At 61.6% G+C, this 26069-nt stretch carries 24 protein-coding genes and 1 pseudogene; 11 read left to right on the top strand and 14 right to left on the bottom strand.

Annotated elements, in window-relative coordinates:
- Window positions 1-10 precede the first annotated feature (10 nt).
- Window positions 11-979 (bottom strand): AEC family transporter, encoded by a 969-nt coding sequence (locus Q6D67_RS03745; RefSeq protein ID WP_304704233.1) that lies wholly within the window; start codon window positions 977-979, stop codon window positions 11-13.
- A gap of 30 nt (window positions 980-1009) precedes the next feature.
- Complete coding sequence (locus Q6D67_RS03740; RefSeq protein ID WP_304704232.1) at window positions 1010-2347, bottom strand: aspartate aminotransferase family protein; 1338 nt, start codon at window positions 2345-2347, stop codon at window positions 1010-1012.
- 125 nt (window positions 2348-2472) lie between these two features.
- Here Q6D67_RS03740 and Q6D67_RS03735 point away from each other — a divergent pair, with 125 nt between their 5' ends.
- On the top strand, window positions 2473-3387 hold the full coding sequence (locus Q6D67_RS03735) for a LysR family transcriptional regulator (protein ID WP_304704231.1): 915 nt from the start codon (window positions 2473-2475) through the stop codon (window positions 3385-3387).
- 19 nt (window positions 3388-3406) lie between these two features.
- Here Q6D67_RS03735 and Q6D67_RS03730 read toward each other — a convergent pair whose 3' ends face one another.
- A complete protein-coding gene (locus Q6D67_RS03730; RefSeq protein ID WP_304704230.1) occupies window positions 3407-5728 on the bottom strand; it encodes an EAL domain-containing protein in 2322 nt (773 codons plus the stop codon).
- A 213-nt stretch (window positions 5729-5941) separates the two neighbouring features.
- On the opposite strand from Q6D67_RS03730, the gene Q6D67_RS03725 reads away from it, so the two are divergent.
- On the top strand, window positions 5942-6931 hold the full coding sequence (locus tag Q6D67_RS03725) for a diacylglycerol kinase family protein (RefSeq protein ID WP_304704229.1): 990 nt from the start codon (window positions 5942-5944) through the stop codon (window positions 6929-6931).
- The gene (locus tag Q6D67_RS03720) at window positions 6928-7743 is read left to right on the top strand and encodes a metallophosphoesterase (protein ID WP_304704228.1); all 816 of its coding nucleotides are present in this window, start codon (window positions 6928-6930) and stop codon (window positions 7741-7743) included. Before Q6D67_RS03725 ends, Q6D67_RS03720 begins: the two co-directional genes overlap by 4 nt.
- Window positions 7744-7760: 17 nt before the next feature.
- On the opposite strand, the gene Q6D67_RS03715 is transcribed toward Q6D67_RS03720, so the two are convergent.
- Window positions 7761-8402, bottom strand: a complete 642-nt coding sequence (locus tag Q6D67_RS03715; protein WP_304704227.1) for an alternative oxidase — start codon at window positions 8400-8402, stop codon at window positions 7761-7763.
- Window positions 8403-8835: 433 nt separating this feature from the next.
- On the opposite strand from Q6D67_RS03715, the gene Q6D67_RS03710 reads away from it, so the two are divergent.
- A complete protein-coding gene (locus Q6D67_RS03710; protein ID WP_304704226.1) occupies window positions 8836-10074 on the top strand; it encodes a hypothetical protein in 1239 nt (412 codons plus the stop codon).
- On the opposite strand, the gene Q6D67_RS03705 is transcribed toward Q6D67_RS03710, so the two are convergent.
- On the bottom strand, window positions 10020-11273 hold the full coding sequence (locus Q6D67_RS03705) for a hypothetical protein (RefSeq protein ID WP_304704225.1): 1254 nt from the start codon (window positions 11271-11273) through the stop codon (window positions 10020-10022). The genes Q6D67_RS03710 and Q6D67_RS03705 overlap by 55 nt on opposite strands.
- Before the next feature lie 219 nt (window positions 11274-11492).
- On the opposite strand from Q6D67_RS03705, the gene Q6D67_RS03700 reads away from it, so the two are divergent.
- Window positions 11493-11738, top strand: coding sequence for a type II toxin-antitoxin system CcdA family antitoxin (locus Q6D67_RS03700; protein ID WP_304704224.1), 246 nt, complete (start codon window positions 11493-11495; stop codon window positions 11736-11738).
- Window positions 11738-11836, top strand: a pseudogene (locus Q6D67_RS21715) (CcdB family protein); the annotation flags it as partial. The gene Q6D67_RS03700 and the pseudogene Q6D67_RS21715, both read left to right, overlap by 1 nt.
- 11 nt (window positions 11837-11847) lie before the next feature.
- On the opposite strand, the gene Q6D67_RS03695 reads toward Q6D67_RS21715, so the two are convergent.
- Both Q6D67_RS03695 and Q6D67_RS03690 read right to left on the bottom strand, forming a co-directional pair.
- The gene (locus Q6D67_RS03695; protein ID WP_304704223.1) at window positions 11848-13026 is read right to left on the bottom strand and encodes a P1 family peptidase; all 1179 of its coding nucleotides are present in this window, start codon (window positions 13024-13026) and stop codon (window positions 11848-11850) included.
- Between the two features lie 351 nt (window positions 13027-13377).
- Window positions 13378-14007, bottom strand: coding sequence for a bifunctional 2-polyprenyl-6-hydroxyphenol methylase/3-demethylubiquinol 3-O-methyltransferase UbiG (locus Q6D67_RS03690; protein ID WP_304704222.1), 630 nt, complete (start codon window positions 14005-14007; stop codon window positions 13378-13380).
- A 397-nt stretch (window positions 14008-14404) separates the two neighbouring features.
- Here Q6D67_RS03690 and Q6D67_RS03685 point away from each other — a divergent pair, with 397 nt between their 5' ends.
- On the top strand, window positions 14405-14551 hold the full coding sequence (locus Q6D67_RS03685) for a hypothetical protein (protein WP_304704221.1): 147 nt from the start codon (window positions 14405-14407) through the stop codon (window positions 14549-14551).
- Window positions 14552-14575: 24 nt separating this feature from the next.
- Here the strand turns inward: Q6D67_RS03685 and Q6D67_RS03680 are convergent, their stop codons facing one another.
- Window positions 14576-16288 carry an FAD-binding protein gene (locus Q6D67_RS03680; RefSeq protein WP_304704220.1) on the bottom strand — a complete coding sequence of 571 codons (1713 nt, stop codon included), beginning with the start codon at window positions 16286-16288 and terminating at the stop codon, window positions 14576-14578.
- A gap of 157 nt (window positions 16289-16445) precedes the next feature.
- Between Q6D67_RS03680 and Q6D67_RS03675 the strand changes: the two genes are divergently transcribed.
- Complete coding sequence (locus tag Q6D67_RS03675; RefSeq protein WP_304704219.1) at window positions 16446-16925, top strand: cytochrome c; 480 nt, start codon at window positions 16446-16448, stop codon at window positions 16923-16925.
- A gap of 34 nt (window positions 16926-16959) precedes the next feature.
- On the opposite strand, the gene Q6D67_RS03670 is transcribed toward Q6D67_RS03675, so the two are convergent.
- The 6 genes from Q6D67_RS03670 to Q6D67_RS03645 form a co-directional block, all read right to left on the bottom strand.
- Window positions 16960-17643: a cytochrome b/b6 domain-containing protein gene (locus Q6D67_RS03670; protein WP_304704218.1), complete on the bottom strand. Its 684-nt coding sequence runs from the start codon at window positions 17641-17643 to the stop codon at window positions 16960-16962.
- Between the two features lie 23 nt (window positions 17644-17666).
- Window positions 17667-18416 carry an NUDIX hydrolase gene (locus Q6D67_RS03665; protein WP_304704217.1) on the bottom strand — a complete coding sequence of 250 codons (750 nt, stop codon included), beginning with the start codon at window positions 18414-18416 and terminating at the stop codon, window positions 17667-17669.
- Window positions 18413-19753, bottom strand: coding sequence for an amidohydrolase (locus Q6D67_RS03660; RefSeq protein WP_304704216.1), 1341 nt, complete (start codon window positions 19751-19753; stop codon window positions 18413-18415). Before Q6D67_RS03660 ends, Q6D67_RS03665 begins: the two co-directional genes overlap by 4 nt.
- 61 nt (window positions 19754-19814) lie before the next feature.
- On the bottom strand, window positions 19815-20216 hold the full coding sequence (locus tag Q6D67_RS03655; RefSeq protein WP_304704215.1) for a TIGR01244 family sulfur transferase: 402 nt from the start codon (window positions 20214-20216) through the stop codon (window positions 19815-19817).
- 13 nt (window positions 20217-20229) lie between these two features.
- A complete protein-coding gene (locus tag Q6D67_RS03650) occupies window positions 20230-20913 on the bottom strand; it encodes a DUF3313 family protein (protein ID WP_304704214.1) in 684 nt (227 codons plus the stop codon).
- Between the two features lie 88 nt (window positions 20914-21001).
- Window positions 21002-22105, bottom strand: a complete 1104-nt coding sequence (locus tag Q6D67_RS03645) for a phosphoribosylaminoimidazolesuccinocarboxamide synthase (protein ID WP_304704213.1) — start codon at window positions 22103-22105, stop codon at window positions 21002-21004.
- Between the two features lie 167 nt (window positions 22106-22272).
- Here Q6D67_RS03645 and Q6D67_RS03640 point away from each other — a divergent pair, with 167 nt between their 5' ends.
- The 3 genes from Q6D67_RS03640 to Q6D67_RS03630 all read left to right on the top strand — a co-directional run bounded on the left by Q6D67_RS03640 (window position 22273) and on the right by Q6D67_RS03630 (window position 25903).
- Window positions 22273-23310, top strand: coding sequence for a phospholipase A (locus Q6D67_RS03640; protein ID WP_304704212.1), 1038 nt, complete (start codon window positions 22273-22275; stop codon window positions 23308-23310).
- Window positions 23311-23415: 105 nt separating this feature from the next.
- The gene (locus Q6D67_RS03635; RefSeq protein ID WP_304704211.1) at window positions 23416-23844 is read left to right on the top strand and encodes a group II truncated hemoglobin; all 429 of its coding nucleotides are present in this window, start codon (window positions 23416-23418) and stop codon (window positions 23842-23844) included.
- A complete protein-coding gene (locus Q6D67_RS03630; RefSeq protein WP_304704210.1) occupies window positions 23825-25903 on the top strand; it encodes a TonB-dependent receptor in 2079 nt (692 codons plus the stop codon). The genes Q6D67_RS03635 and Q6D67_RS03630 overlap by 20 nt, the downstream gene beginning before the upstream one ends.
- The last annotated feature ends 166 nt before the right edge of the window (window positions 25904-26069 follow it).

Below are 26069 nucleotides of genomic sequence, written 5' to 3'. Positions count from 1 at the left end.
GCTGCCGCCGTCAGACCGGCGCTGCCGCCAGACCGGCAACAATCAGCACGGTGAAACCGAGTGTCACCGTGACGATGGACATCAGCGTGGTAAGAACGACGATATTCGCCGCCATGGTGCCATCCCCCCGGGCCGCTACCACCATGACAAAACTGGCCGCAGCCACCGGTGCGCTGAGCAGCAAAAACATTACCCCGAGCTGCATGGGTTCTACCCCCATGATTACGGCCACCAGCACTCCCAGCAGGGGACCGACCAGCAGGCGCCAGAGCGTGGCCTCCCAGGTCACACTGCCCGCAGTGCGCAGCACGCTGATCCGCAGGGCCCCACCGATACAGACCAGCATCAGGGGCAGGAAGAAAAGGGACAGGCCCTGACTGATCAGCGGCGTGAAAGACGGCAACGGCCAACCCGTTAGCGCAACAATAACACCCGCCGCAATACCCAACAGCAGCGGATTGACCGCCATCCCCCGCAGCAGGCCCAGCATCGAGCGGCTGCCGCCGTGGGTCACCTGCAGCACCCACACCGCCAGCACATTGTAGAGCGCGGTCAGCAGCGCCACCGGCAGCGCGGCAAGGCTCAGGCCAGCTTCACCATAAGCGGCGTGACAGAGGGCGAAGCCGACAATCGCGAGATTCGAGCGAAAGGTGGCCTGCACGAAAATACCCAGGGTCGGCCGGGGAAAGCCGCGCCAGCGCGCATAAACCCAGCCGCAGGCGAGGGTCAGCACCGTGGCAATTACGCCAGCCAGCAGATAGGTCGCGCCACCCAATGCGGCAAAGTCGACGCCGGCGGCGCTGATAAACAGCAACAGTGGCAGCGCCGCATTGAACGCAAACCGGGAAACGGCATCGATATGGCGCTGCTGCAGCAGCCCGACACGGCGCAGCAGCATGCCCAGCACCACCCAGCCAAAGGTGGGTATGCTGACCGAGAGTGCTGTAAATATCAGTAGTGGAAGGTCAAAAGCCGGCAAGAGTCAGGGGCTACCGCTGGGAAACCCCCATTATGCCAGCTCCCGCAGGGATTCTCCGAGTGCTGTCAGCAGACTGTCGATTTCCGCTTTCTCGATCACGAAAGGCAGGCCCAGCTGGATCGTGTCACCGCCGTAGCGGACATAGAAACCCTTTTCCCACATGCGCATGGCGACCTCGAAGGGGCGCCGCGCGGGCTCGCCCTCATGGGGCCGCAGTTGCAGTGCACCGGCAAAACCGAAGTTGCGGATATCCACCACATGCGGCGCGCCTTGCAACTGGTGCAGCGCATCCTCGAAATACGGCGCCAGCGTGGAGACCCGGGCCGGCAACTGCTCCTGCTGCAGGATATCCAGGGCGGCGATGCCCGCGGCACAGGCGACCGGGTGGGCGGAGTAGGTGTAGCCGTGGGGAAATTCCAGCATATAGTCCGGCCCGCCCTGGGCCATGAAGGTCTGGTAGATCTCGGCCTTGGCGATCACCGCGCCCATGGGCACGGCGCCGTTGGTGAGCTGCTTGGCCACATTCATGATGTCTGGCACCACGCCGAAAGCATCGGCGCCGGTCAAGGCGCCGCAGCGGCCAAAGCCGGTGATGACCTCGTCGAAAATCAGCAGGATATCGTGGGCGGTGCAGATATCCCGCAGCCGCTGCAGGTAGCCCGCCGGCGGCGGAATTACCCCGGCGGAACCGGCCATCGGCTCGACGATGACGGCGGCGATGTTGCTGGCGTCGTGCAGGGCGATCAGTTCCAGCAGCTCATCGGCACGCTGCCAGCCCTGGCGCGGCATGCCGCGGGTGAAGGCGTTTTCCGGCAGCAGGGTGTGCGCCAGGTGGTCGGCCTCCACCGCCTGCCCGAACAGCTTCCGGTTGGGGCCGATGCCGCCAACAGAGATGCCGCCGAAGTTGACCCCGTGGTAGCCCTTGGCGCGGCCGATCAGCCGTGTCTTGGTGGGCTTGCCCTTGAGGCGCCAGTAGGCCCGCGCCATTTTCAGAGACGTATCCGCGCATTCGGAACCGGAGTTGGTGAAGAAGACGTAGTCGAGCCCCTCCGGCGTCAGTGCCTTGATCCGGTTGGCCAGCTCAAAGGACTTCGGGTGGCCGTACTGGAAGGCGGGAGCATAGTCCAGGGTGGTCAACTGGCGCTGTACCGCCTCGGCAATCTCCGGGCGGTTATGGCCGGCACCACAGCACCAGAGCCCCGAGAGACCATCCAGAATCCGGCGGCCGTCATCGTCGATAAAATACACGCCGTCGGCAGCCACGATCATGCGCGGGTCGCGCTTGAACTGGCGATTGCCGGTGTAGGGCATCCAGTGGGATTCCAGCTGTTCCCGGGTCAGTTTCTGGTTGGCAGGCATACGGGTCATGACACTCTTCCTGAAGGCTAATAGGCGCATTCTAGACCTGGCGCAAGGGTGCATAAATCATTATCTATCGCTACTGACTTTCATTATTATGAAACTAACGACCAGACTGTACCGGAGGCGCTGCCATGTCCCGCAAAGCCCTGTTGGGCACCGTCACCGACAACGACCTGCGCCTGCTGCGGGTATTCCGCGCGGTGGTCGCCTGCGGCGGGTTCGCGGCCGCGGAACTGGAGCTGAACATCAACCGCTCCACCATCTCGCGCCACATCAAGGACCTGGAGACCCGCCTCGGCTTCACCCTCTGTCGCCGGGGCCGGGGTGGGTTCGCCCTTACCGATGAAGGTGCGCAGATCTACAGTGCCGCGCAGAAAATGATGGCGGCGCTGGAGGACTACCAGCACGACGTCAACGACATCAACCAGCGTCTGACCGGCTCGCTGGCAGTCGCCATCTTCGACAAGACCGCCTCCAATCCCGCCTGCCATATCGACCGCGCGCTGGCGCTGTTTGATCAACAGGCTCCGGGGGTCCACCTGCAGATCCACGTCGAGCCGATCAACGCTATCGAGCGCGGCGTAATGGAGGGACGATTCAACCTCGGCATCATTCCCGATCACCGCCCCTCCAGCAGCCTGCGCTACCATCCCCTGTTTGACGAGCAGATGTACCTGTACTGCGGCGCCGGCCACCCCCTGTTCAAACGCGCCGGAAAAGCGCTGGAGGACGGCGAGATACTCGCCAGCAAATACGTCGGCATTGGCTACCACTCACCCAACATGGAAGTGACCCGCCAGCGCGGCCAGCACCGCGATGCCACCGCCTGGGACCAGGAAGCGGTCGCTCATCTGGTATTGTCCGGGTGCTACCTGGGTTACCTGCCACAGCACTACGCCGAGGCCTTCGTCAGCGCCCGGCGCATGCTCCCTGTGGCCAGCGACCGCTTCCAGTATACATGCCAGTTCAGCGCGATCGTACGCCAGTCATCGCCGCCCAGCCGGGTGGTGGCGACGTTGCTGAAGGCTTTGGTGGAAGTACACTAATCCCTTGAGCGGAATAGCTTCAGGAGCAAGCTGATGTTGGAACTGTGTTTTCGACAGGGTCCAGGCCATCCTCGGCGAGGCTCTTTCCCGCTGCCAGCAATCCTTCCTCGAACACATCCGCCGGTATTGGTTTACTGAACAGAAAGCCCTGCACCTCATTGCAGCTCAACAGTCTGAGAGCTTCGGATTGCCCCTCGGTTTCGACGCCCTCCGCCACCACGTTTATCTTCAGCAGATGCGCCAGACTGATGATCGCATGTACCAGAACATGGCCTTCGGGAGATAGCGTCATATCCTGCACGAACGTGCGGTCCACCTTCAGGGTGTCCACCGGCAGCCTGGCGAGGTGGCTGAGCGAGGAGTAGCCAGTCCCAAAGTCATCGATGGCGATCCGGACTCCAAGCTCACGGATGGCGTTCAGGCTCTCGACATTTTGCTCGACGTCCAACATCATCAAACTCTCGGTTATCTCCAGTTCCAGTCCCGTCGCGGCGCGTGCGTCGACAGCAAGCAGTTCCCGTATCTCGGTGACAAACTCCGGGTCGCGCAATTGCAGTTGGGATAAATTCACCGCGACCCGCATGTTGGGCAGGCCCTGGTCACACCAGCGCAGGTAGTCGTCAATTGCCTGTCGCAGAACCCAGCGCCCGACGTCACGGATCATGCCGGTCTCTTCCAGGATAGGGATGAAGTCGACGGGGGCCAGCAACCCGGCCTCAGGGTGGTTCCAACGAATCAGTGCCTCGGCACCGCTGATTTCACCGCTGGAAAGGTCGATTATGGGTTGGTAATGGAGCACAAACTGCTCTTCCTCAAGCGCCTTTCGCAACTGATTTTCCAGGGAAAGCCGGGACGCGACCATGTCCGTCATCTTCCGGGTGTAGAACAGATACCGGTCACCGTCCTCCTTGGCCCGCTTGAGGGCAGCCTCGGCCTTCTTGAACAATTGATCGGCAGTGTCCGCATCTTCCGGGAACAAGGCCACCCCGACCTTGGCGGCAACTCTCAGATCCACGTCGTGCAGGTGAAACAGGCTCTCCGTGAACTCCGCCATCGACTTCTTGACCAGGCGCGCCACATCGCCGGCATTTCCTACCATCGGCAATACCACGGCAAAACAATCCGAGCTAATCCGGGCCACCAGGTTGGGATCACCGACCTGGCCGGTCAACCACTCGGCCACCTGTTGCAGCAAAGTATCACCGGCCGTCTGGCCGAGGCTGTCATTGATGTTCTTGAACCCTTCAAGGTCGAAGAGATACAGGGCCAATTCATGACCACCATAGCTGGCGCTGAGGATCTGCGTGGAAACGCGTTCAAGAAACAGTTTTTGATTGGCCAGGCCGGTCAGTGCGTCGTAATAGGCGAGATAACTGAGTTGATCCTGCTGGTCGATATTGGCTATCGCGTAGGAAATATCCCCCGCCAACTCCGCCAGAAGATTCAATTCGACCTCATCAAAGAAATCCGTTTCCGTGGAGTACAGCGCGAAAACGCCCACCACGCTATCGGCCACGATCAGCGGCAGAACCGCGGTGGAGTGAATTTCAGTGGCGGCGTATTCACCGCCGAACAGCAGGGGGGTATCGGCCTGCACGCTGTTGGAAAACAGGACTTTCTTTTCTCTGACCGCCCGCACGGCCAGGGAACTGCCCAGGGGCCCGCACTCTGCCAAGACACAACTGTCATCAAGGATGCCGGTCAGGTTCGGATCCATATCCGCCGAAGCGGTCAGGTCCAGATTTTTGCCCGTCGCATCAACAAGGCCAATCCAGACCTTGCAGAACCCACCCGCCTCCACCGCCAGGCGACAGGCTTCCCGGAACAGTTCATCCCGGTTACGCGCCCGGACAATCAACGTATTGATACCGCTCAGCGTGGCATAGATCCGGTTCAGGTAGATGATCTTGTTTTCAGCCAGGCGGCGCAGACTGATGTCACGTATTGCCGCCGTCACCAGGAGACCCTCGGGGGTTTCCAGCGGACTCAACATGATTTCAATGGGAAACTCAGTGCCGTCCCTGCGCCGGCCGATGAGCTCAATGCCGGTACCGATCTGTTGACTGAGCGCCTCGGCGGCGGTGCGAAGACTGTCGGCAACCAGGCGCTCCGCAAACCCGTTGGGTATGATGGTTGTTACCGGGTGACCGAGCAGCTCGTCACGGGGATAACCGAACTGACTCTCTGCCCGCAGATTCAGCAAAACGATCAGTCCATCCTGATCCACAACCGCCATTGCGTCCGGCGCGGCCTCCAGCAAGCCGAAGTACCGCTGTTCCATTTGCGCCAGACGCCTGTCCGCTTGCCTGGTACGGTGGCTGCCGTAGTGGTCAACTGTCATCCGACATCCTGGTAAAGGTGATCCGAATTCGATTCGACAGCCTACACTTACTCGCGCCCACGGCGCCATGGTTTCAAGTACAATTCTCGCGTTTTTGCCCTCACATTCGAGGGCGAAGAGTTTGAACTTACCGCAAAGTCGGAATCACACTGCCGCCCCCGGATTTTCGCGAGGGGGAGTGCAATATCAGCGCCACCGGGCTATGTTATCCCTATGAATGAACCCGCGACAGATCTGGCCCAACCCTCTCCCGGTAGCGCGACCCTTACCGGCCAGGAGCCTTTTTTCCTGGTCATGAATACCGGCTCTGGCAGCGGTGACAGCGATACAATCCAGGACACGATTGCCACTGCAATGGCGGCTGCCAATCGGCGCTATGAACTGCTGGTGGTGACGGATGGCAGCGGGCCGATCGATACGGCACGGCAGGCGCTGCGCCTGGCTCAACAGCAAAGCGGGATCGTGGTAGCGGTCGGGGGCGACGGCACGCTCAACGCGGTGTGCCAGGTCGTATTGGGGTCGGGGGTACCCTTTGGCGCGCTGCCCCAGGGAACCTTCAACTATTTCGGACGCAGCTTTGGCATCCCCCAGGACACCGCGCTTGCCATGCGGGGCCTGCTGGACGCCGTGATCAAACCGGTCAACGTCGGCCTGGTCAATGACAGGGTGTTTCTGGTCAACGCCAGTCTGGGCCTCTACCCGCAGCTGCTGGAGGACCGTGAAGCGTTCAAGCAGCGTTTTGGGCGCAGCCGCCTGGTGGCTCTGGGGTCGGCACTGGTGACCCTGCTCAAAGCCCACCGGCAGTTGCGGGTTCAGATCGAGAGTGATGGTGAAACCCGGCAACTGCGCACCCCCACCATCGTGGTCGACAACAATGCGCTGCAGCTGGAACACATGGGGCTGCAGGAACCCGCCGAGCTGGCCCGCCATCATCTCGTGGCGATTACCTCTAAACCCACGGGTAGACTGGCGCTGTATGGCCTGCTGGTGCGCGGCCTGCTGAGCAGGCTGGGTGAAGATGAGCATGTGATCAGCTTCGGGTTCGACACCATGACGGTGCGCCTGGGTCCCGGGCGGCGCCGTACCAAGGTGGCGATGGACGGAGAAATCTCATGGCTGCGCTCGCCACTGGTTTTCAGCGTGGCGCAACACCAGCTACCACTGCTGGTGCCGCGGGACCCCACGCTGTTGCAACGCGCATGATCAGGGTGCTGCAGGTTTCGGACCCGCATTTTGGTACCGAGCGACCGCAGGTCATGGAGGCGGTGCTGGAACTTGGGCGCCAACAGGTTCCCGACCTGGTGATTTTCAGCGGCGATATAACGCAGCGCGCCCGACGCGGCCAGTTTGCCCGGGCGCGCCGCTTTGCCGACCGGTTCCAGGCGCCCCTGTTGGCCGTACCCGGCAACCATGACCTGCCCCTGTTCAATGTGTTTGCCCGGCTGTTGAATCCCTATGGCAATTATCGCCGAGCCTTTGGCCAGGAACTGGAGCCGGAGTTTGAAACCGAACAACTGCTGGTGATCGGCGTCAACAGTACCCGACCGGGCCGCCACAAGGACGGCGAGGTCTCTTCGCGTCAGGTCGAGCGGGTCGCCCGCAGACTGAGCCGGGCCCGGCCCCAGCAGCTGCGGATGGTGGTGCAGCATCACCCGGTGCGCGCAGCCGAAGCCAGCGATACTGGCAATCTGCTTTGGGGCCGGGAACTGGCGCTGCCTGCCTGGGTGGATGCGGGCCTGGACCTTCTGCTGGGCGGCCACATCCACCTGCCCTACGTGTTGCCCCTGCCGGGCGGTGACGGCAAGCCCGGTCGCCGTGGCTGGACGGTGCAGGCCGGCACGGCGGTCTCCAGCCGGGTGCGAGGCAAGACCCCCAATTCGGTCAACCTGATCAGCTACCAGCCGGACCCGCAACAGCCGCACTGCCTGCTTGAGCGCTGGGACTACGACGCGGGTGACGGAGGCGGTTTCCAGATCTGCGAGCGCAGTACGCTCGAACTCAGCCGCGATCCCTGAGGCCGCATCCTCCCGGGTTATTCCCCCGGTTTGTCAAAGCTGTCGGCAAACCCGTGGTTGACATCACGATGGCCCGCCTCGTCCTCTCTTACCACAACAATGACGTCGCGTAGTGTCGCGTCGGGCGCCAGCTCCCAATAATCGATTGCAATTGCCGGCGCGGGTACGTCTTCAAGACGCCCGCTTTCCACTTCTCTCAGGTACTCGCTGTAGCTATAGACGGCTTCCTCTTCAAAGTAGCCCACCAGGCGATGGGCCGTGCGCGCAGATATGATATAAAGCAGAAAGAAACCGGTAAAAAAGACACCCTGCGCTGCCAGGATAATCATGCGCTCAAACCAGGTCGGCCGCGCAATTTCAATGAAAGTCATCAAATGCATGCGCTCATTTTCGGCTTCGGACAAGAGTGTGTGTATCCAGCCGTGGTCATCCTCCAGGCGCCGCAGTGAGCGCATGTGACGGACCATCCCAGCGACCATACCAGGCACAGCAGCGACTGTCTCCAGCACCACCGCGCGATGGCCGTAGCGCTTTGCAAAAAAACTGTCAGCGAAAAAACGCAGCATTTTGGTGAGACCAAACGCCACTCGATCAGAGAACCCGGCTGGCGTGTGGCGCTTTTGCAGCGGATCTTCATGGGGGTCCATCGGCTGGTTCATCTGCGCTTCGCTCATCGGGGAAGTGGCAATTTACAGGAGAGCTGCAAGGCGGCACTGCCAGCTGCGAAGCGGCGACGCTTTTCGGTTATAGGCTGGCGCAGTAAACCGTGCAAGGGGATATAACAAGTCCGACCGCCCTGAGATCGAAACCCCTGGCCGAAGTGCGCGCTGGTGCCTGGCCTCGTTATTCCGCATTGTGTATACGCCACGCTCTGAATCAATGTAGATGCCGATAGCACGCCCACATGGAAAGACGCAAAACACGAATTCTACATCAGCTGCCTGATTCAAGTGTAGGCGACGCCGAACATATTTAATTGCGGGAACGCCCCTGACAGTGGCCGGTGGAGCCCCACTGGCTCCCATTGCCAGACTGGATAATTTCCAGTTCCAGACATACCTTTTAATGCCCGCACAAGGTAACGGGTGATTTATGGACCGATCCATATTACTGAAGGTAGCCCTGCTGGCCGGTGTGCTGGCCGTCGCCCGCCTTGATGCCGCGGAACCCAATTACCGCTTCGCTTCAGTGCGTACCATTGATGGCCCGTGTTGTGGAGATTGGGGCTCAAGTATCTCAGTTGACACCGAGGGTGCCGTATTCGTGGCAGGTCGCCGCGGGGGGCTGGATCTCAACGGAAATGGCGTAGTGGACCTGGACACCTACGGCTCGCCCGACTCCATGGTATTCAAGGCGTTCGGCACCAGTGAATGGCTGGACTGGGTCAAGGGACCGGGGGGCGTCGGCGAGGACTTTGCCAGCGGTGTCGCACCTGACGGACAGGGTGGCGCCTATGTGGTTGGCCAGTTCGATGGCCGGATGCAGGTCGGCAAGGAGACCGTCACGGGGAGTGGCAGAAAAGGTGGATTCCTGGCGCGCTTCGACAGGCGTGGCGAGGTCGTTTGGGTTCGCGCGATCGGTGGCGCCGGGGATGATCGCATAGCGCAGGTGGCGGTCGATAGCGAAGGCAGCGTCTTCGTGGTGGGCACCGTCGCAGGTTCCGTTGACGTTGATCGCGACGGCACCGTGGATGTCGATGCCCGCGGTGCGTCAGCCATGTTGTTAGCCTCCTTTGACCCCACGGGTGCCCTGCGCTTTGCGCGCGCCACAGAAGGCACGGCACGCACCATGGGCTGGTTTGTTTCGGTCGGTCGCGAAGGCGAGCTCCATGCAGGTGGCCACTACATGGCCGGCACCCTGGACCTTGATGGCGACGGGCAGGACGACATTGAGTTCAAGAGCATAGCCGGCAGAGTCTGGGAACACGATCTGGACGCCAATGGACTGCTGATGCGTCTCTCCCCTGCTGGCGAGCTGCGCTGGATGCGTCGCTACGCGGCGGCTGTCGCCAGTGTCACTTCGAATGGCTCTCGCATTGTGGTTACCGGAACCTACACCGACGGGAATTTGCGCCACACCTTCACCATCTTCGGCGATGACAGCGACGTCCCCTATGCGGCGCGTCCTCTGCGGATGGTGACCGGCTTTATGCCACCGGCTACACCAAACTGGGGGCGGACTTCAGCGGTGACGGCAAGATCGAGAGCGAGTCGCTATGCCACCAGCTCGGGGACGTATTCCTGGCTGTTTACGACGTCAAGGAATGACGGGGGTGCTCACAGCGGACTCACCGCCATAGACGCCGGGCCCTCCCCGGTGCGGAGCACGTAGGGGCTGCGAATCAGCTTCATCCCATCGAGGGTGTACACATCGATATGGTGCGCATTGGTCGCCTGGACAAACAGCATTGAGCCATCGGGACTGAACTCGATTCCCTGGGGGACGTACGCCATCGGAAGGTAGTAAAGGAGCTGCATCGGTGAAACGGTGAGGTCGACGACCGCGAGCTGCCCGAGGTAAGGCCCGACAATGCAGGCGATCACCGCAAATTTGCCGCTGGGATGGAAGGCTGCGCTCTCGAGCGCTTGTGCGACGTTCGGGATTGCTTCCGTCACACGGGGAGGGTCAATTGTCAGGTCGATATTCAGCACAGCGTCCAGCGATGGCGTTGCTGCTATACCCAGGCCATTCAGGACCAGTGCGCGCGATCCGTCCGGACTGAAGCGGGGCGCGAAAGGCTGATCAATCGCGCCCGCTGCCGGATCGATTCCAATCTGGGTGACGTGACTGATGGTTTCAGCTTCAAGCTCAAAGAGGTGCAGCTCGACCACCGTCGAGTAGGATAGCTCCTGGGCAGCTGTAGCGATGATAGAGCGTCCGTCCGGACTGATCGCAAAAGACGTCAGATATAACGGGAAGCGCTCGCTCTCCGAGACGAGTCGTGGCCGACCGGATTCGACTTGCAAGAGATAGAACCGATGGTCGCTGATAGCAATCGCGCGATCTCCATCTGGATGTGCCAACACCTGCCATGCATGGTCAGGCAGGGGTAGCGTCGCAACCACAGTCAAGTCAGGAGTGTCCAGATCCACCACGGAGACCTGGTTTGGTGACTGCCCCTCCTCGTCATCCGATCCCCAGGGATTGTTGGGCACTACTGCATACTGTCCGCCAGACAAAATGGCCGACGAAGGCGCGCCAGCGAATGTGTTCGGTACCGTCCCGGGTACAGTGCGCGTGACGGGTGGCGTATCTACAGAGAGATCGATCACGGTGATAGAGTCGGGAAAGTCACTGCCAGGCCGACCCAAGGATCTGAGAGCGTCGCCATCGTTGGCGCTAACAATGCGCAGTGGCGAGGACGATGCCAGGAATGGCCGATCAATTGTGGCTGCGCGATCAACAGGCGCGCAGCCAGCACTCAGCGTTGCGATGGCTAAAATCAATATCAGGGGACTCGCTTGCCGCGTGTCAACTCGCTCACCTGAACGGTCCATTGCTTTCAACAAAGAACAAAAATTGACAATCATGCAGACACCTCACTTCGGAGAAGGTTTATAGCATGGAAAATTCGGGCCAGACAGTACTCCATCGTACCGATAGGAATAACCAGGGCTGCCATGTCTTTGATAGCGTCACTGAAAACCTCAAGCAGCGGTACAAAGTGTTTGGCAGCTTTGCAGTGCGAATGCTTTACAATGCGCAGTGAGTGCGCACAATGTGAGCATTGCCGCACGGAGGATGCCCTCATGGAGCCGTTGTTCGATACACATGCCCCAAAGAAAGCCACGAATCTTAGCGTAAACAGCGATCTGTTGACTAAGTCCAGAGCACTAAACATAAACCTCTCAGCCACTTTGGAGCAGGCATTGCAGGCCAAGCTGGCCCAGGCGAGCGCCGAAAAGTGGGCCGACGAAAATCGAAATGCCATTAAGGCATATAACGAATTTGCTGCGGAGCATGGCTGCTTTGGCGATGAATACAGGCAATTCTGATGCGACAATTCGACGTCTACGCAAACCCGAGCAAAACCACTCGCGGGGCATATCCCTATATCGTAGATATTCAAAGCGACACGATCTCGGCAATAACCACTCGAGGCATTTACCGACTCCGGTTGTATTTTTTCATTAGCTCGACCAATCGGTCATGCGGCAATTCATGCACGGTGTTTCCGTTGACTCCCACCATTGTTTCTGCTGCCACGAGCGCATTGACGATTGCTTCTTCCGTTGCTTCTGCTGTTGCTAAAAATAGAGGGCTCATCTCCTCATTTGGCAGCATCTTGGCTGCAAAGGAACGTGTCCGTGTTGCGGCTCCAGGGTTCGCCGTAGAAAACGCTATAAAAATGTCTCCCGACCCGTTGGAACCATAGCCACCAACCCGCGATATACCGATCGGCACGCGCCGCGCCACTCGCTTCAAGTGATGCGGAAGCAGGGGCGCATCGGTCGCGACGACTACAATGATCGAGCCGGTGCTACGATCGTTCGGCCTGAACTCCGGCATCAGGTCGGTTATCTCGGCACCTACTGGTACGCCGGCAATCGTTAAAGCCTCTCTGGTTCCGTGATTGGCTTGCACCAACACACCCAAGGTATATTTCTGGCCAAAGATATCCAGCACGCGGGAGGCAGTACCGATCCCACACTTGAACTGATGACAAATCATCCCGGTACCGCCGCCAACGGCACCTTCCTGCACTGACCCGACGGTGGCCGATTCGAGTGCCTCTATGACGTGTGCTTTGGTAACGTGAAAGCCATTGATGTCGTTCAAGTCACCATCATAGGTCTCTGCGACAACAGGTAACGACCAGAAAACCTCAGGGTCATCAGGCAGAGGATCGAAGAGATTGTTCTCGTATTGCCAGGCAATGGTGGCGTCCCGGGCAACTCCCACGCTATGCGTGTTTGTGATCACCACAGGGCCTTCGAGAAAACCAGATTCTTCAATCCAGGTGGTGCCCGTCATCTCGCCATTGCCGTTCAGTGCGTACCAGCCGGCGAACACGGGATCGTAGACCTTGCCGCGAGGATGTATCACCGTCACGCCAGTCCTGACCGGACCGACCCCTACTTCCAAAGGGCCATTACCAGCAATAAGCGTCTTGTGCCCCACGGTGACGCCGGCGACGTCTGTGATCGAATTTAGTGGTCCCGGTGAGCCGCCAAATGGAATGCCCAGATCTCTGGCGCGTATATCATTTTGCCCGAGCGCGGTCAGCGGTATCAGAGCCAGGCAGGTTACCGCCAGTCGCTGGTAGATCCGTTGTAGTTTCATTCTTCCTCCAGCCCATTTCAAGGCGCTACCGGATTAATCAGGGGCTTTGGAGGCCAATGCGGACTTTCGATACGCCAACTCACGCATGACCTTGCTCATAGCTCCGACCTCAATAGTCTGATCGAAACACCTAATGCTCTTAGTCATGCGTCAGCTTGGCTGATCGCGTGCAATTGATGGTTAGGCGGCGGTCGATCATGGGTCATAGTTTAGAGTGGTGCGCAACAGCGTCAAGGCGGCTAAATTGAGTGGTGGCACTCCAAGATGCGAAGAGACATCTCCGCAGAAACGCTTTCCGGTTATATATGGCACCAAAAGCGAGGGCACTGAAATATAAGACGTCCTGCCTGGTCAGGCGATAGCCGAAACCGGTGCCCCCATCCTGTCTGTATGAACAATCCCCCACTCCGGGTGGTCTTCAGCATGCACCGTGATATTCTGGAAACCCGCCTGCTCCAGATGAGCCAGCAAATCCGGCAGGGAGAATAGCCGCAATTCCAGCGTAGCCCCATCTCCTCCGTGGAAACACAAATCGGTATAAATTTTCTCGCGACCATCCTGGGTTCGGTTGATTAATTGGCGATCACTTTTTTTGCCAATGATCTCGAAATCATGGAGTTCAGGGAAGTGCTCAACGGTTTGCCCCTGCAAGGCGTAGGGGACCGTAAATACCAATACCCCTCCAGGCCGTAGCAGTGCGTGTAAATTGGCAAATACACTATCCAGCGGCGCGCTTACATGTTCGAGAACGTCGGAACTGATCACAAAGTCATTTCGTGCCAGGTATTGCGTTCCCGGCTTTCGAATATCGAGATAGGGACGGGTATGAAAGAACGTATTGGTGTATGAGAACTTCTGTTCCAACCAATAGGAGTAAACAGACGCATCACTCATCCCCAGGCCGACAACCCCCTTGTCTGGTGCCACACGAGCCAGGGCCTGTTCAAGCCCACCATACAGCCGCAATTGCAGGGCAGCCATCAGCGAGCGGAATCGCAACGTGGACTTGCATACGCTGCAACTTGCCAATTCACGTTGCGACCACAGCGTCTGATCTCTACGCAGTTTGCAGCCACAAATGTTGCAAGCGGGCTCGCCCCGGGGCGGACGTATGCGAGTATCAATACTCGCATACGTCCGCAAGGCGATATGGCGGAAACGGCCTAACCGACCCATACTACCGGCATGTCCGCGCTCATCGAAAGGTAAGAAAAAGCACCTGTTAAAGACGCTACGGGTTCAATTGTATGACACTCATAAATTACTTGCCATTCCACCGCGGCCCACTTTGTGTCATAAGTCACGGAGGCGCTTCCGCCCTGGCGGGGCACCTCACACACTCCAACGTTTGGGAGCGCACAATTTCATGCAGGATTCAATGCAACAACTCAATGACCAGATTCAGAAGCTGGTGCAGGCCGGTGTATTCAGTAGTGAGCAGCAAGCGATCGACGGCATCATCGCCTGGTTACAACACATGGAGGATGATTTCATTCGCCAACAGATGCAGCAGGAAGACGCCTGAATCCACGAGCTGGCGGCCTGAGTGCTACTGCTCGCGGTAGCCGGTAATGGCCTTGGCGGCCTGATAGGCGAAGGTCATGGCCGGGCCCAGGGTCGAGCCGGGGCCCGGGTAGCAGGGCAGTGTCGGCGCGCTGCAATTGCCGATGGCGTACAGGCCCGGAATCACGGAGCCGTCCTCCCGCAGGACCTGGGCATCGGCATTGCAGACCATGCCGCCCTGGGTACCGAAATCACCCGGGTCGATCTTCATCGCGTAGTAAGGCGGCTTGTCGAGGGGCGCCAGGCAGGGGTTGGGGGTGACCCGCGGGTCGCCGTAGTAGCGGTCGTAGGCGGAGTCGCCGCGGTGGCAGTCCGGGTCGACGCCGGTGCGGGCGTACTCGTTCATCTTCGCTACCGTGTCCGCAAGCCCATCCGGATTGACGCCGATCTTGCGGGCAAGCTCCGGAATGGTATCCGCCTTGGCGAAAAAGCCTTCCTCCTCGTAGCGCTTGGGCAGGGCCCAGTCCGGGCGGAAAGTGCTATTGTACAGGGGCCCTACAAAGTAGCGGGCGCGGAAGTTGGCATCAAATACCTGCCAGCTCGGGTTGCAGGGGTTCTCTTCGCTGTGTTTCTCGAAGGTCTCATGCTGGAACGCCATGTAGTTCTGGGATTCGTTGCTGAAACGCTCCCCGGCGGGGTTCACCACGATGGAGCCCGGGTAGGACTTTTCCATGATGCTGAGGCGGGGGATCTCCTCCCCTGGCACGGAAATCGTGTTGCACCACCAGGCTTCGTTGAGCCGGTGCATCTTCGCCCCCAGGCGCTGGCCTTCGAGGATGGCATCGCCGGTATTGTCCTTGGTACCGGCGCTCCAGCGGTGATCGGTAGGCTGGGGCAGGTACTGTTCGCGCATGGCCTGGTTGTGTTCGAAGCCGCCGGCTGCCAGCACTACGCCCTTGCGCGCCTGGATGCGCACGGTCTCGCCGTTGCGCTTGACCTCAATACCCAACACGGCCCCGTCCTCATCGACGACCCGGGTCATGGCAGTGTTGAGCCACAGGGGAATGTCCCGGTCTTGCAGGGAGGCGCGCAGGCGGGCGACCCCGGCGCAGCCTGTGGCCAGACGCCGGTGGTACTTGTCTCGCAGGCGCCAGGGGATATCCGTGAGATAGCTGCCCACCAGCTTGAGTGCGGTTTTCCACCAGCCCGGCTGCTGGCCCACCAGCAAGGCAGCCTCCACCTGGGTGATACCAATCAGGCCTCCCAAATGCATCATCGGGTGGGTCCGGCGCAGGCGTCGCCACTCTTCACCCAGTTCGCTGGCGGCAAAGGTTTCCGGTTCCATGGAGCGGTGGCCGACCATGGCCCCGTCCAGGTTGGTGTAGTAGTCCGGGTAGTGCGCCAGGGTAACGTAGCGCATGCGGGTGCGCTCATGCAGGAAATCGACCATCTTCGGGCCGTTCTCGAGAAAGGCCTGCAGCTGGTACTCGGGCACTTCCTCTTCGGTGATCAGTTGGCGCAGATAGGTGCGCGCCTTTTCGATGGAGTCCTCGGCGCCGACCGCGCGGGCGTAGCGATTGCAGGGGATCCAGACTCCGCCGCCAGAGATGGAGCTGGTGCCGCCATAAAGATTGGATTTCTCCACCACCAGTACGTCGCGTGTGCCCATTTCATAGCTGCACAGCGCCGCGGTCAGACCCCCGTTACCGGATCCGACCACCACCACGTCAAAACTGTAATCCCACTGCTGTGCGCTCATGTGCTACCTCGTTGCATCAAGGGGGCAATGGTAGCCCACCCGGGATCAATTCCCCACGCCGCCTCGGCGTAACCCGAGGCAGGTTCAAAAAATTGGTCGCAAACCGCATCCCTGTCGTATAGTTGGAGAGCACCCACACCATTGCAAGGAGATTTCCATGTCGAACCCGTTCCGTAAGCGTGCAGCCATCCTGGCATCGGCCGCCGCCCTGGCCATGTCGCCCCTGGCCCTGTCCCACCTGGACGAGGACGAGTTCCACCAGTCCTACCGCCAGTCCTACTTTGCCCTGCTGGGCTCCAACTTTGGACCCATCGGCGCCATGGTGAAAGGGGAAATGCCCTGGAATCAGGAGCAGCTGCAGGGCTTTACCGATGACCTGGTCGCGGTGACCTCGCTGAATATCCTCCGCGGCTTCCCCGAAGGTTCCGAGCGCGGCACCACCCGGGCCCAGCCGGAGATCTGGGAAAACAAGGACGACTTCGCCAGCAAGCTTGACGACCTGAAGGCGGAAGCCGCCACCCTCAAGACCACGGTTGCCGGTGGCGATCGCGGCGCAATCGCGCAACAGGTCGGCGCCGTCGGCGAGGCTTGCAAGGCCTGCCACGACGACTACAAGTCGAAAGACTACCTCTACTGAGTGGGCAGCGGGGCGTTGCCAGTAACGGCCCGCCCTACCACATCCGGGGTGGCGGCGGCGCCTGCTGCAATAACCACCAGCCTGCCGCAATCACCACAACCAGCAACAGCGGCGCCAGCCACCAGGGCGCCGGCGCTGCCACCCCCTGTTTGCCTTCCGCCGTGCCCTTGAGCATGGCCTGTACCAGCTTTTCCCGGCGCCGGAACTGGTGCCACGCAATTGCCAGCAGGTGCAACACCACCATCGCCAGCAGGGCGTCAAATGCCCACTCGTGCACCACCCCGAGAAAGTCCCGGGTATCGCTGCTGACCGCGTAGTAGAAGGGTCCGTCGAACAAAATCTGGTCACTGTTGAAAAGCCCGCTGCCCGCCTGCACCAGCAGCAGGGTGAGCAGCACGATCACCGACCAGCCGCCCAGCGGGTTGTGACCGGGGCCTGGCGCAACGCGGCCACGGACATAGCCCAGCACGGTGCCGGGGCCCCGCAGGAAATCGCGAAAACGGGAGTGCGGGCTGCCGACAAAGCCCCAGCAAATGCGAAACACCACCAGCACGATGACCGTGTAGCCCACCCACTGGTGGCGCTCCATCTGCCCCTCCTCCGCGGTCCACCAGGCCAGCGGCAGCAAAACCACCAGGGCCCAGTGGAATAATCGGGTAGGCCAGTCCCAAAGCGGATGGGGTGCATTCCGGGACACAGCGTCAGTACCTTGGGGCATTGCTGTTTATCTCGCTGGACGTCTCAGGAGCCAATCAGGCAGGGGAATTCAGGCGCCACATTTTCGTACTCATAGTGCCAGCGCCCGTCTCTCAGAGTCGCCCGGTGGCGAGCGCCATGCACTGAGCCGTCGCCGCTGTCGTAACCCGCATCGCCACGAAACATCACGAATACTGTGCCATCGCCGTGGCAGAACCGTGGCAGCACTTCCCCGGGCGGGCGCACCAACTCTCGCGCCAGCAGCTCGGCGACATTCCGGTATTGGGCGACATGGCACAGGGTGACATAGGTGGGAGGCAGTACGCCCAGTTCGCCGGCATGGTGTTCCGCGACTGCAGCCGCCACGTTCACCCAGCGTGAGTCGTGGATTTCGCTGCCGTCAATCACCACCTCGGTTTCACTGTCCACCGGTGCCGCGTAGATCCAGGTAGAAAAGCGCTTGGCTTCGTTGACCGGCGTGGTCCAGTGGCTGATCAGCACCATTTCGTCCGGGCAGGGGCGCAGGCCCGATTCTTCCCCGGCCTCGCGGGCCGCCGCCAGCCGGGTGGCGCGGTCTTCGTCGCCAGCGGCCTGCTCCCAGTCCTGCGGCTCCAGCGCGCCGCCGGGAAATACCCAGTAGCCGCCGGCGAACAACAGCGCCTTGTTACGCCGCAGCAACAGGGTTTCCAGACCGTCCGCGCCATCCCGCAGCAGCACCACAGTGCTCGCGGGGCGAGCCTGGACCTCCTCCGGGGACTGGTTGTCCGGCCGGGGGAAAAAGCTTTCTCGAGTCACGGCGCGGGTGCCTGCAGCAACTTCTGCAGGGCCACTACCGTCGCCTCGACACCCAGGGTGATGGCGGGCTCCGACTCCACCCTGAACTGCGGTGAATGGTGCGAGGGGACAGGGTCACCACCGGCGGCGGCGCGGGTAAAGTCTTCCAGCGGCGTGCCACCAACGGCAAAATAGGTGCTGGGGATGTAGGGATCGGTAGTGAAAAATCCGAAGTCCTCAGCGCCCATGCCTTTGCGCTTGCCTTCCCTGAAGATCTGCTCGCCAAAGTGACCGGTCCAGACTTCCCGCAGTTCGCGGGTCAATGGGGTGTCGTTGATGGTCGGCGGTACCGACTCGCTCTCGGAAACAAGCACCTCCGGCAGCTTGTCATCCGGCAGCCCCACCACCCGCCCCATGTTCTCCGCCACCCGGCGGATACCATCCAGCAGCAGCTCGCGGTTCTCCGGGTCGTCATGCCGCACCGTGAGCTGCAGGTGGGCGCGGTCGGAAATGATGTTGTGCTTGCTGCCGGCGTGGAATGCACCCACAGTAATCACCCCGGCATCCCGCGGCGCCAGTTCTCGCGATACAACGGTTTGCAGCGCCAATACGATCTGGCTGCCCAGCACCACCGGGTCGATACCCTCGTGGGGGCTGGCGCCGTGGGCGCCGATGCCGTGGACAATGATGTCGACGGTGTCCGCGCCGGAGTACGGTGAGTCTTCAGTCAACGCGAGCTGGCCTGCGGGCAACTGCGCGGCGACGTGGAAGGCCAGGGCGTAGTCGGGCTGGCCGAACCGCTTCCAGAGGTCGTCTTCCATCATGTTCCGGGCGCCGACGATTCGCTCCTCCGCGGGCTGGCCGATCAGCATGAGGGTGCCGGACCACTGTTCCCGCTGCGCCGCCATCAGCCGCGCCGTGCCCACCAGGCTGGTGATGTGGACATCGTGGCCGCAGGCGTGCATCACAAACGTCTCCTGGCCGGACTCATCCACCTGCTTTGCCCGGGAGGCATAGGGCAGGCCGGACTTTTCCTCCAGCGGCAGGCCATCCATGTCCGCGCGCATCATCACCAGCGGACCCGGCCCGTTCTCCATCAGCGCCACCACCCCGGTACCGCCGACCCCCTCGGTGACCTCGAACCCCGCTTCGCGCAATTCAGCCGCCAACCGCGCAGCGGTCTTGGCCTCCATGCCGGAGAGTTCGGGATTCTGGTGGAAATGAGTAAACAGTGCGCCGAGATGACGCTTGTAATCGGCGGCCACCAGGTCGGCGAGTTCACTCGCCGGTACCGGGTTGGCGAGGACAGCAAGGCTCAGCAGAAGGGAGCCGACTGTCAATCGAGGGGAACAGTGCATGGGAAATTCCGTTCAGAGGGTCAGCCGGATAGGCTACCCAGCGCGGCCGCGAATGGCAACCTCAGCGCTGGCCCACCATGGAGAGGTCATAGCCGAGGCTGCGGGCCCGCTGCAGGGCTTCGGGCCACTCCTGGGCGGAGCGGGTCGCGAGCCACAGGTTGATGGAGCGGGTGCCGCTGCGACAAAAAGCCAGCGCGGGCCCTTTGGCAGCGGCAAATGCAGCCGAGAGTTGCTCGAGATCCGAACCCGGGAAGTCCAGCCCGGTAACGGGATAGTAGACGTAGCTGACGCCGTGCTGCGCAGCCGCGGCGGCAAAGGCCGCAGAGGACGGCTGCCCCGGAGCCTCGCCGTCGGGCCGGTTATTGATCAGCACCTTGTATCCCGCCGCCGCTATGGCCGCCACGTCCTCGGGCAATATCTGCTCCGACACGGCGATGTCCGGGGTAATCTTGACTATGTTCACTGCCAGTTTCTCCTTAGGCGCCGCGTACGCGGTCGACGCTGTCCCTGAGCAAATCCGCCCACCGCCGCAGTATACGCCTGAATTCGGCCCGGTTGGTCACGCTGCTGGTCCACTGCAGCTGGCTATGCTCCACACCGCGCCTGCGGTCCACAACCCGCCCCTGGACCTGGCCGGTCAGCGCGTCTACCAATTCCAGATTCAGCGTCATCTCGCCGGCGGAGGTGGTATAGGAGCGGGTTCGCACGGCACCCTGCACGTCGGGCGCATGGATATCCAGGTTGACAATGGACGGGCGCAATACCAGCACGTCTTCGCCGTTGGGTGCTGCCTCGACCAGGTCATAGGCCGGTGCGCGCTCCAGCGCGGCGCGGAAATGCTCGTCGCAGGCTGCAGCAATGCGCTGGCGGATCCGGTCCGCATCCTCCTGCCGCACACGGGAGGTCAGGTTTCTGCTGTCGCGCTGCTGGTCGCGCAGCCAGTTCTTGCGGAAGGCAACTTCACACCCGCCCAGGGACAGGTGCTGGTAATGCCCCAGGTCGGCGCCCGGGCGCAGATACACTTCGGCAAACTCCTGGCCCTCGACGCGCTCCAGGCCGTCGTGGGTAAGAGCGGATTCCCGCGAGGAACCGCTACCGGCGCAGGCAGCGAGGACAAGACTGGTAATGACAACAAGGCTGGCAGCAAGATTGCGGTACATGGCGTCACCTCCACGGATTGACCTTTAGACCACACTATAGGCAAAGCCGGGCCGCGGCACCACTTCAGGCGAGGGATGCCGCGCAACACTAGGAGATAAGGCCGAACTCAGTGCCGAGGATGTCGATGATCTCCTGTCGGGGATCGTCCGGCAGGGCCAGCGGCTGGCCGGTAATTTTCTCCGCGATGCCGACGTAGGTGGCGGAGACCGCCAGCAGCACCGACGCCGGCAGCTCGTTGTCCCGGGCCAGGGCTACCCGCTCGGGCATCCGGTCCTTGTTGAGCAGGATATCGGGGTCCGGGAAGTGATTCAGCAGCAGCTGGCGGAAGCTCTCCTTGGAGTTCTCCACCACCTGCCCCTCGCGCCAGGCCGGGCCATCCCAGATACGCGAGGAGTCGGGGGTTCCCACTTCATCCATGTAGATCAGCTGCTCTTCACCCGCGGCGTTGGTCACGTAGCCGAATTCAAACTTGGTGTCGACGAAGATCTGGTCCAGCCGGGCCAGTTCCCGGCTGATCACTTCAAAGCCCTCCCGCAACAGGGTCTCGTAGCGGTCCACATCCGCAGGCGAGCGGAACTGGAAAGCGGCATAGTGGTTGAGGATGTCGTCGCGGGTAATGTTGACATCATCCTGGGCCGGCACGCCGGGGATACCCTCGAGAATCCCTTTGGTGGAAGGGGTAATCAGTAGTTCGGGCAATTTCTGGTCCTTCTGCAGGCCATCGGGAATGCGGATGCCGCAGAATTCGCGCTCGCCGCGGGCATAGGAGCGCCACATGGAGCCGGTAATGTACTGACGGGCGATGGCCTCGATCATTACCGGGCGGGCTTTCTGGACGATCCACACCAGGGGATGCGGAATCTCCAGAATGTGGCTGTCCGCCAGCCCCTGCTCCCGGAACAGCCGGAACCAGTGGTTGGAGATCGCGTTCAGCGCGGCGCCCTTGCCGGGCACGCCGGCCATGCCACCCTCGCCGCGCCAGATGCACTCGAAGGCGGAGATGCGGTCGCTGATCACCATGATCGCCAGCGGGGCATCGGCAGCCACAGGGTAGCCGCGCTCCCTGATCAGGCGCGCGCTGTCAGCGGCATCCAGCCAGTACACGGACCTCACCTTGCCGGAGTGGACAGGAGCACCGGTGCGAATCGGCAGGTCGTTGTTGACCGCCAAAACCTTGTTTGCAAGACTCATTTCAGATTCCTGTTGACGCAAATAAAGGCGCAATTCTAGCAGACAGCGGGCCGTCAGGGCACCCGCTACCGTCCATACCAAACCCGCAAGCCGGACCGCGCCGCTGTTCCCCGGGCGCCTGCTCAGTTAAACTTGGACTTCATTTTTCCCCGGACACGGCCAGCGTCATGAAGGCACGATTTCTTGCATCGGCCCTGCTGTGGTCAGCCCTGGGCAACGCCCTTCATGCCCAGGCCGACACCCTCGCCACTTGCGCGGCCATAGCCGACAACGCGCTGCGTCTTGACTGCTACGACGCCCTCGCGGCCTCTGCCGACAGCGCTGCGGAACCGCCGCCCCCGGGCATCACAGCCCCGGGCGGCCTGGCGGACTCGCCGCTTACCGAGGAAACCGTTGAACCCCTGGATCTCGCTGAGGAAGAGCTGCTCATGGGCATGCGCCTGGCGGAGGAGACAACGCTCTCCGGCAACGCCTGGGTCATTACCCCCCACCACCGCAACTATCTGCTGCCGGTAACCTACAATGACACGCTCAACCGGGAAGACTGGGCAGCGCTGCAGCCGAAAGACGCCATGGACTGGGTGGAAGCGAAGTTCCAGATCAGCCTGAAAACGATCGCCTGGGAAAATATCCTCGGCGCGGGCAGCAACCTCTGGGTTGCCTACACCCAGCGCAACTGGTGGCAGCTCTACAACGACTCCTCGCCCTTCCGGGAAACCAACTACCAGCCGGAGGTGTTCCTGACCTTCACCAACAACTGGCGCTTCTGGGGCTTCACCAACACCGTGGTCGGCGCCGGCTTCAAGCACGAATCCAACGGCCAGGGCGGCGATCTCTCCCGCAGCTGGAACCGGGTCATGGCCATGGCGGCCTTCGAGCGGCGGCGCATGGCGCTTAACGTCCGCACCTGGTACCGCCTTCCCGAGAGCAGCGGCGATGACGACAACCCCGATATGGAGCGCTACATGGGCTACGGCGATATCGCCGGCATCTGGAAGTGGCGAGAGCACGAATTCGGCGTGCGGTTGCGCAACAATCTGCGCAGCCAGAATCGCGGCGCGGTAGAGCTGGAATGGACCTTTCCCATCAACCGCCGCTTCAAGGGCTACATCCAGTACTTCAACGGCTATGGCGAGAGCCTGATCGACTATGATCAGAGCAACAACCGCATCGGCTTTGGGGTGTCCATGACCGATGTCCTCTAGCAGCAACCCGCCCCGTCCGGTTCAGTGGGTCAACCCGACAGAGAGGAAATCACCGGCAAAGGCGGTTAAACTGTCGCCCCTCCAAAAGCAGCCGCCACCGATACCATGACTACAGCAAACACCCCCTTCGAAATTCTTGGTGAAGACGGTATCCGCCAGCTCTGCGCGGATTTCTACCGCATCATGGATACCCGGCCGGAAGCGCGCGAACTACGCGCCATGCACGCCGAAGACCTGGGCCCGATCACCGAGAAGCTGGCCGAGTACCTGACCGGCTGGATGGGCGGGCCGCCCCGCTATGCGGAAAAATACGGCACCGTCTGCCTCACTGACTCGCACGCGGCCTACCATATCGGCCCCGAGGAACGGGACCAGTGGCTGTGGTGCATGGAACAGGCGCTCACCGAGAGTAACGCCCCCGAGGAACTGCACGAGATGTTGCGCATTCCACTCCAGCGCATCGCCGATGCGGTGCGCAATCGGGACCAGCCAAGTGCCACCAAGAGGGACCCCAATGTCATCGCCGCAAGTTAAATCAGGCATGCGCCTGCTCGCTATCGCCATTGCTGTCACCGCCACCGCGACAGCAACCGCGGCCGAGCAGCGCCTGGAGCAGATTCTGGTCAGTGCCAAACGGATCAGCGAGGACGCCAGGCGCCTGCCGCTGGCCTGGTCCACGGTTGATGAGGACGACCTCGCCCTCATCGGCCACACCCACCCCAATGAAATCATGCAACAGATTCCCGGCTCCTGGATCAGCCGCGGCAACGGCCAGGAAAGCCTGACCGCCCTGCGCTCCCCGGTCCTTACCGGCGCCGGTGGCTGCGGTTCATTCTTCATGGCCGCCGACGGCATCAGCCTGCGGGCTCCCGGGTTCTGCAACGTCAACCAGCTGTTCGATGCCAACATTGCACAGGCCGGCCGGATCGAGGTTATCAAGGGCCCCGCGGGCGCCACCTACGGCTCCAACGCCATGCACGGGGTCATCAACGTCCTCAGTGCCGAGCCGAAACAGGGCGCCGGCCAGCAGTTCGCCATTGAGGCCGGACCCGACGACTACTACCGCGGCAAATACCGCCTGGACCACGTCGAGGGCCGCCATGGCATCAGCCTGCGGCTGAACGGCACCACGGACGGCGGTTACCAGGACGAATCCGGTTTCGACCAGCAGAAACTCACCCTGCGCCACGACTACGACGGCGACGTCTGGGCGTTCCAGAGTGTGGTCGACGCCGCCAACCTGAACCAGGAAACCGCGGGCTTTGTCCAGGGTTTCGAGGCCTACGCAGACGACGCCCTGCGGCGCAGCAACCCCAACCCCGAAGCCTATCGCGACGCCTGGTCCCTGCGCATGTACAGCGAGGCCAGCCGCGAATTGTCCAATGGCCAGCGCCTGAGCATCACCCCCTACCTGCGGCGCAACCGCATGGTATTCCTGCAGCATTTCCTGCCCTGGCAGTCGGTGGAAACCAATGGCCACGAATCCCTCGGGCTGCGCACTACCCTGCACGGCGAGGCTGACCGCCTGAGCTGGGTAGCCGGCACCGACCTCGAGTACACCGATGGCTGGCTCCGGGAAGACCAGGAAAATGACTTCAGCCCGAACCAGCCCGCTGGCATTCACTATGACTACGAGGTCAAGGCCAGCATGGCTGCGGCCTACACCCAGCTGCGCTACGACCTGAGCGAGCGCTGGACCCTGGACGGCGGGGTGCGGTTGGAATATACCCACTATGACTACGACAACCTGGCGGCGGACGGCCCGGCCTGCGCCCCCACCGCCAGTGCCTGCCGCTTCTTCCGGGTTGCCGACCGCAGCGACAGTTTCACCGACTGGTCGGTCAATGCCGGCGCCAGCCTGCAGTTGCGCCCCGACCACTACGCCTACCTGCGCCTGGCCAACGGCTTCCGGGCGCCGGATACCAGCGAGCTGTACCGCCTGCAGTCCGGCCAATCCGTGGCCGAGCTGGACTCGGAGGTGATCGACAATATCGAACTGGGCCTGCGCGGCGATACCGGTGCCGGCCTGAGCTACGACCTGTCGGTCTACCACATGAACAAGGACGAAGTGATCTTCCAGGACGCCGACCGGCGCAACGTCAGCGGCGCCAAGACCGAGCACTACGGCCTGGAAGTGAGCCTCGACTACCGCTCACCGGGGCCCTGGTATACGCGCCTGGATGTCACCGCCGCGCGCCATCGCTACGCCAACAACGCCCTTCCCCGAGGTGTCAACGAGTCCATCGATGGTAACGACATCGACACCGCACCGCGCCTGTTCGGCAGTGCCCGGTTTGGCTGGGAGTTCGCCTCCCGCCACGGTACGGCACCGGTGGCCGAGCTGGAGTGGGTGTACATGGATGAGTACTACCTGGAGCCGGAAAACCGCTTCGAGTACGAGGGCCACTCCCTCCTCAACCTGCGCATCAGCAGCCCCCTGACCCCGCGCCTGGCCGCCACGGTCCGCATCACCAACCTGCTGGACGAGGACTACGCGGAGCGGGCCGATATCGGCTTTGGTGAGTACCGGTACTTTGTGGGGCGACCGCGCAGTGCGTTCGTTGAACTGCGGTACTCCTGGGGCGAAGGTTAGCGAAGCTTTGCGCTATTGGCACGGACTTTGGCGCGGCCGGCCTCGGGAACTGGAAGGGCTTTGCCGGACACGCTGCAAGTCCATCCATGGACGCTCGTACTCGACTTCCTGTCTCGAACGGTCCGGCAAAGCCCTTCCAGCCCCCGAGACCTCTGGCGGACATGGC

The sequence above is a fragment of the Haliea sp. E1-2-M8 genome, from assembly GCF_030649675.1.
Taxonomy (GTDB): Bacteria; Pseudomonadota; Gammaproteobacteria; order Pseudomonadales; family Halieaceae; genus Haliea.
Note: the sequence above shows the minus strand (reverse complement) of the source record. Positions and strands in the feature narration are given on the sequence as shown.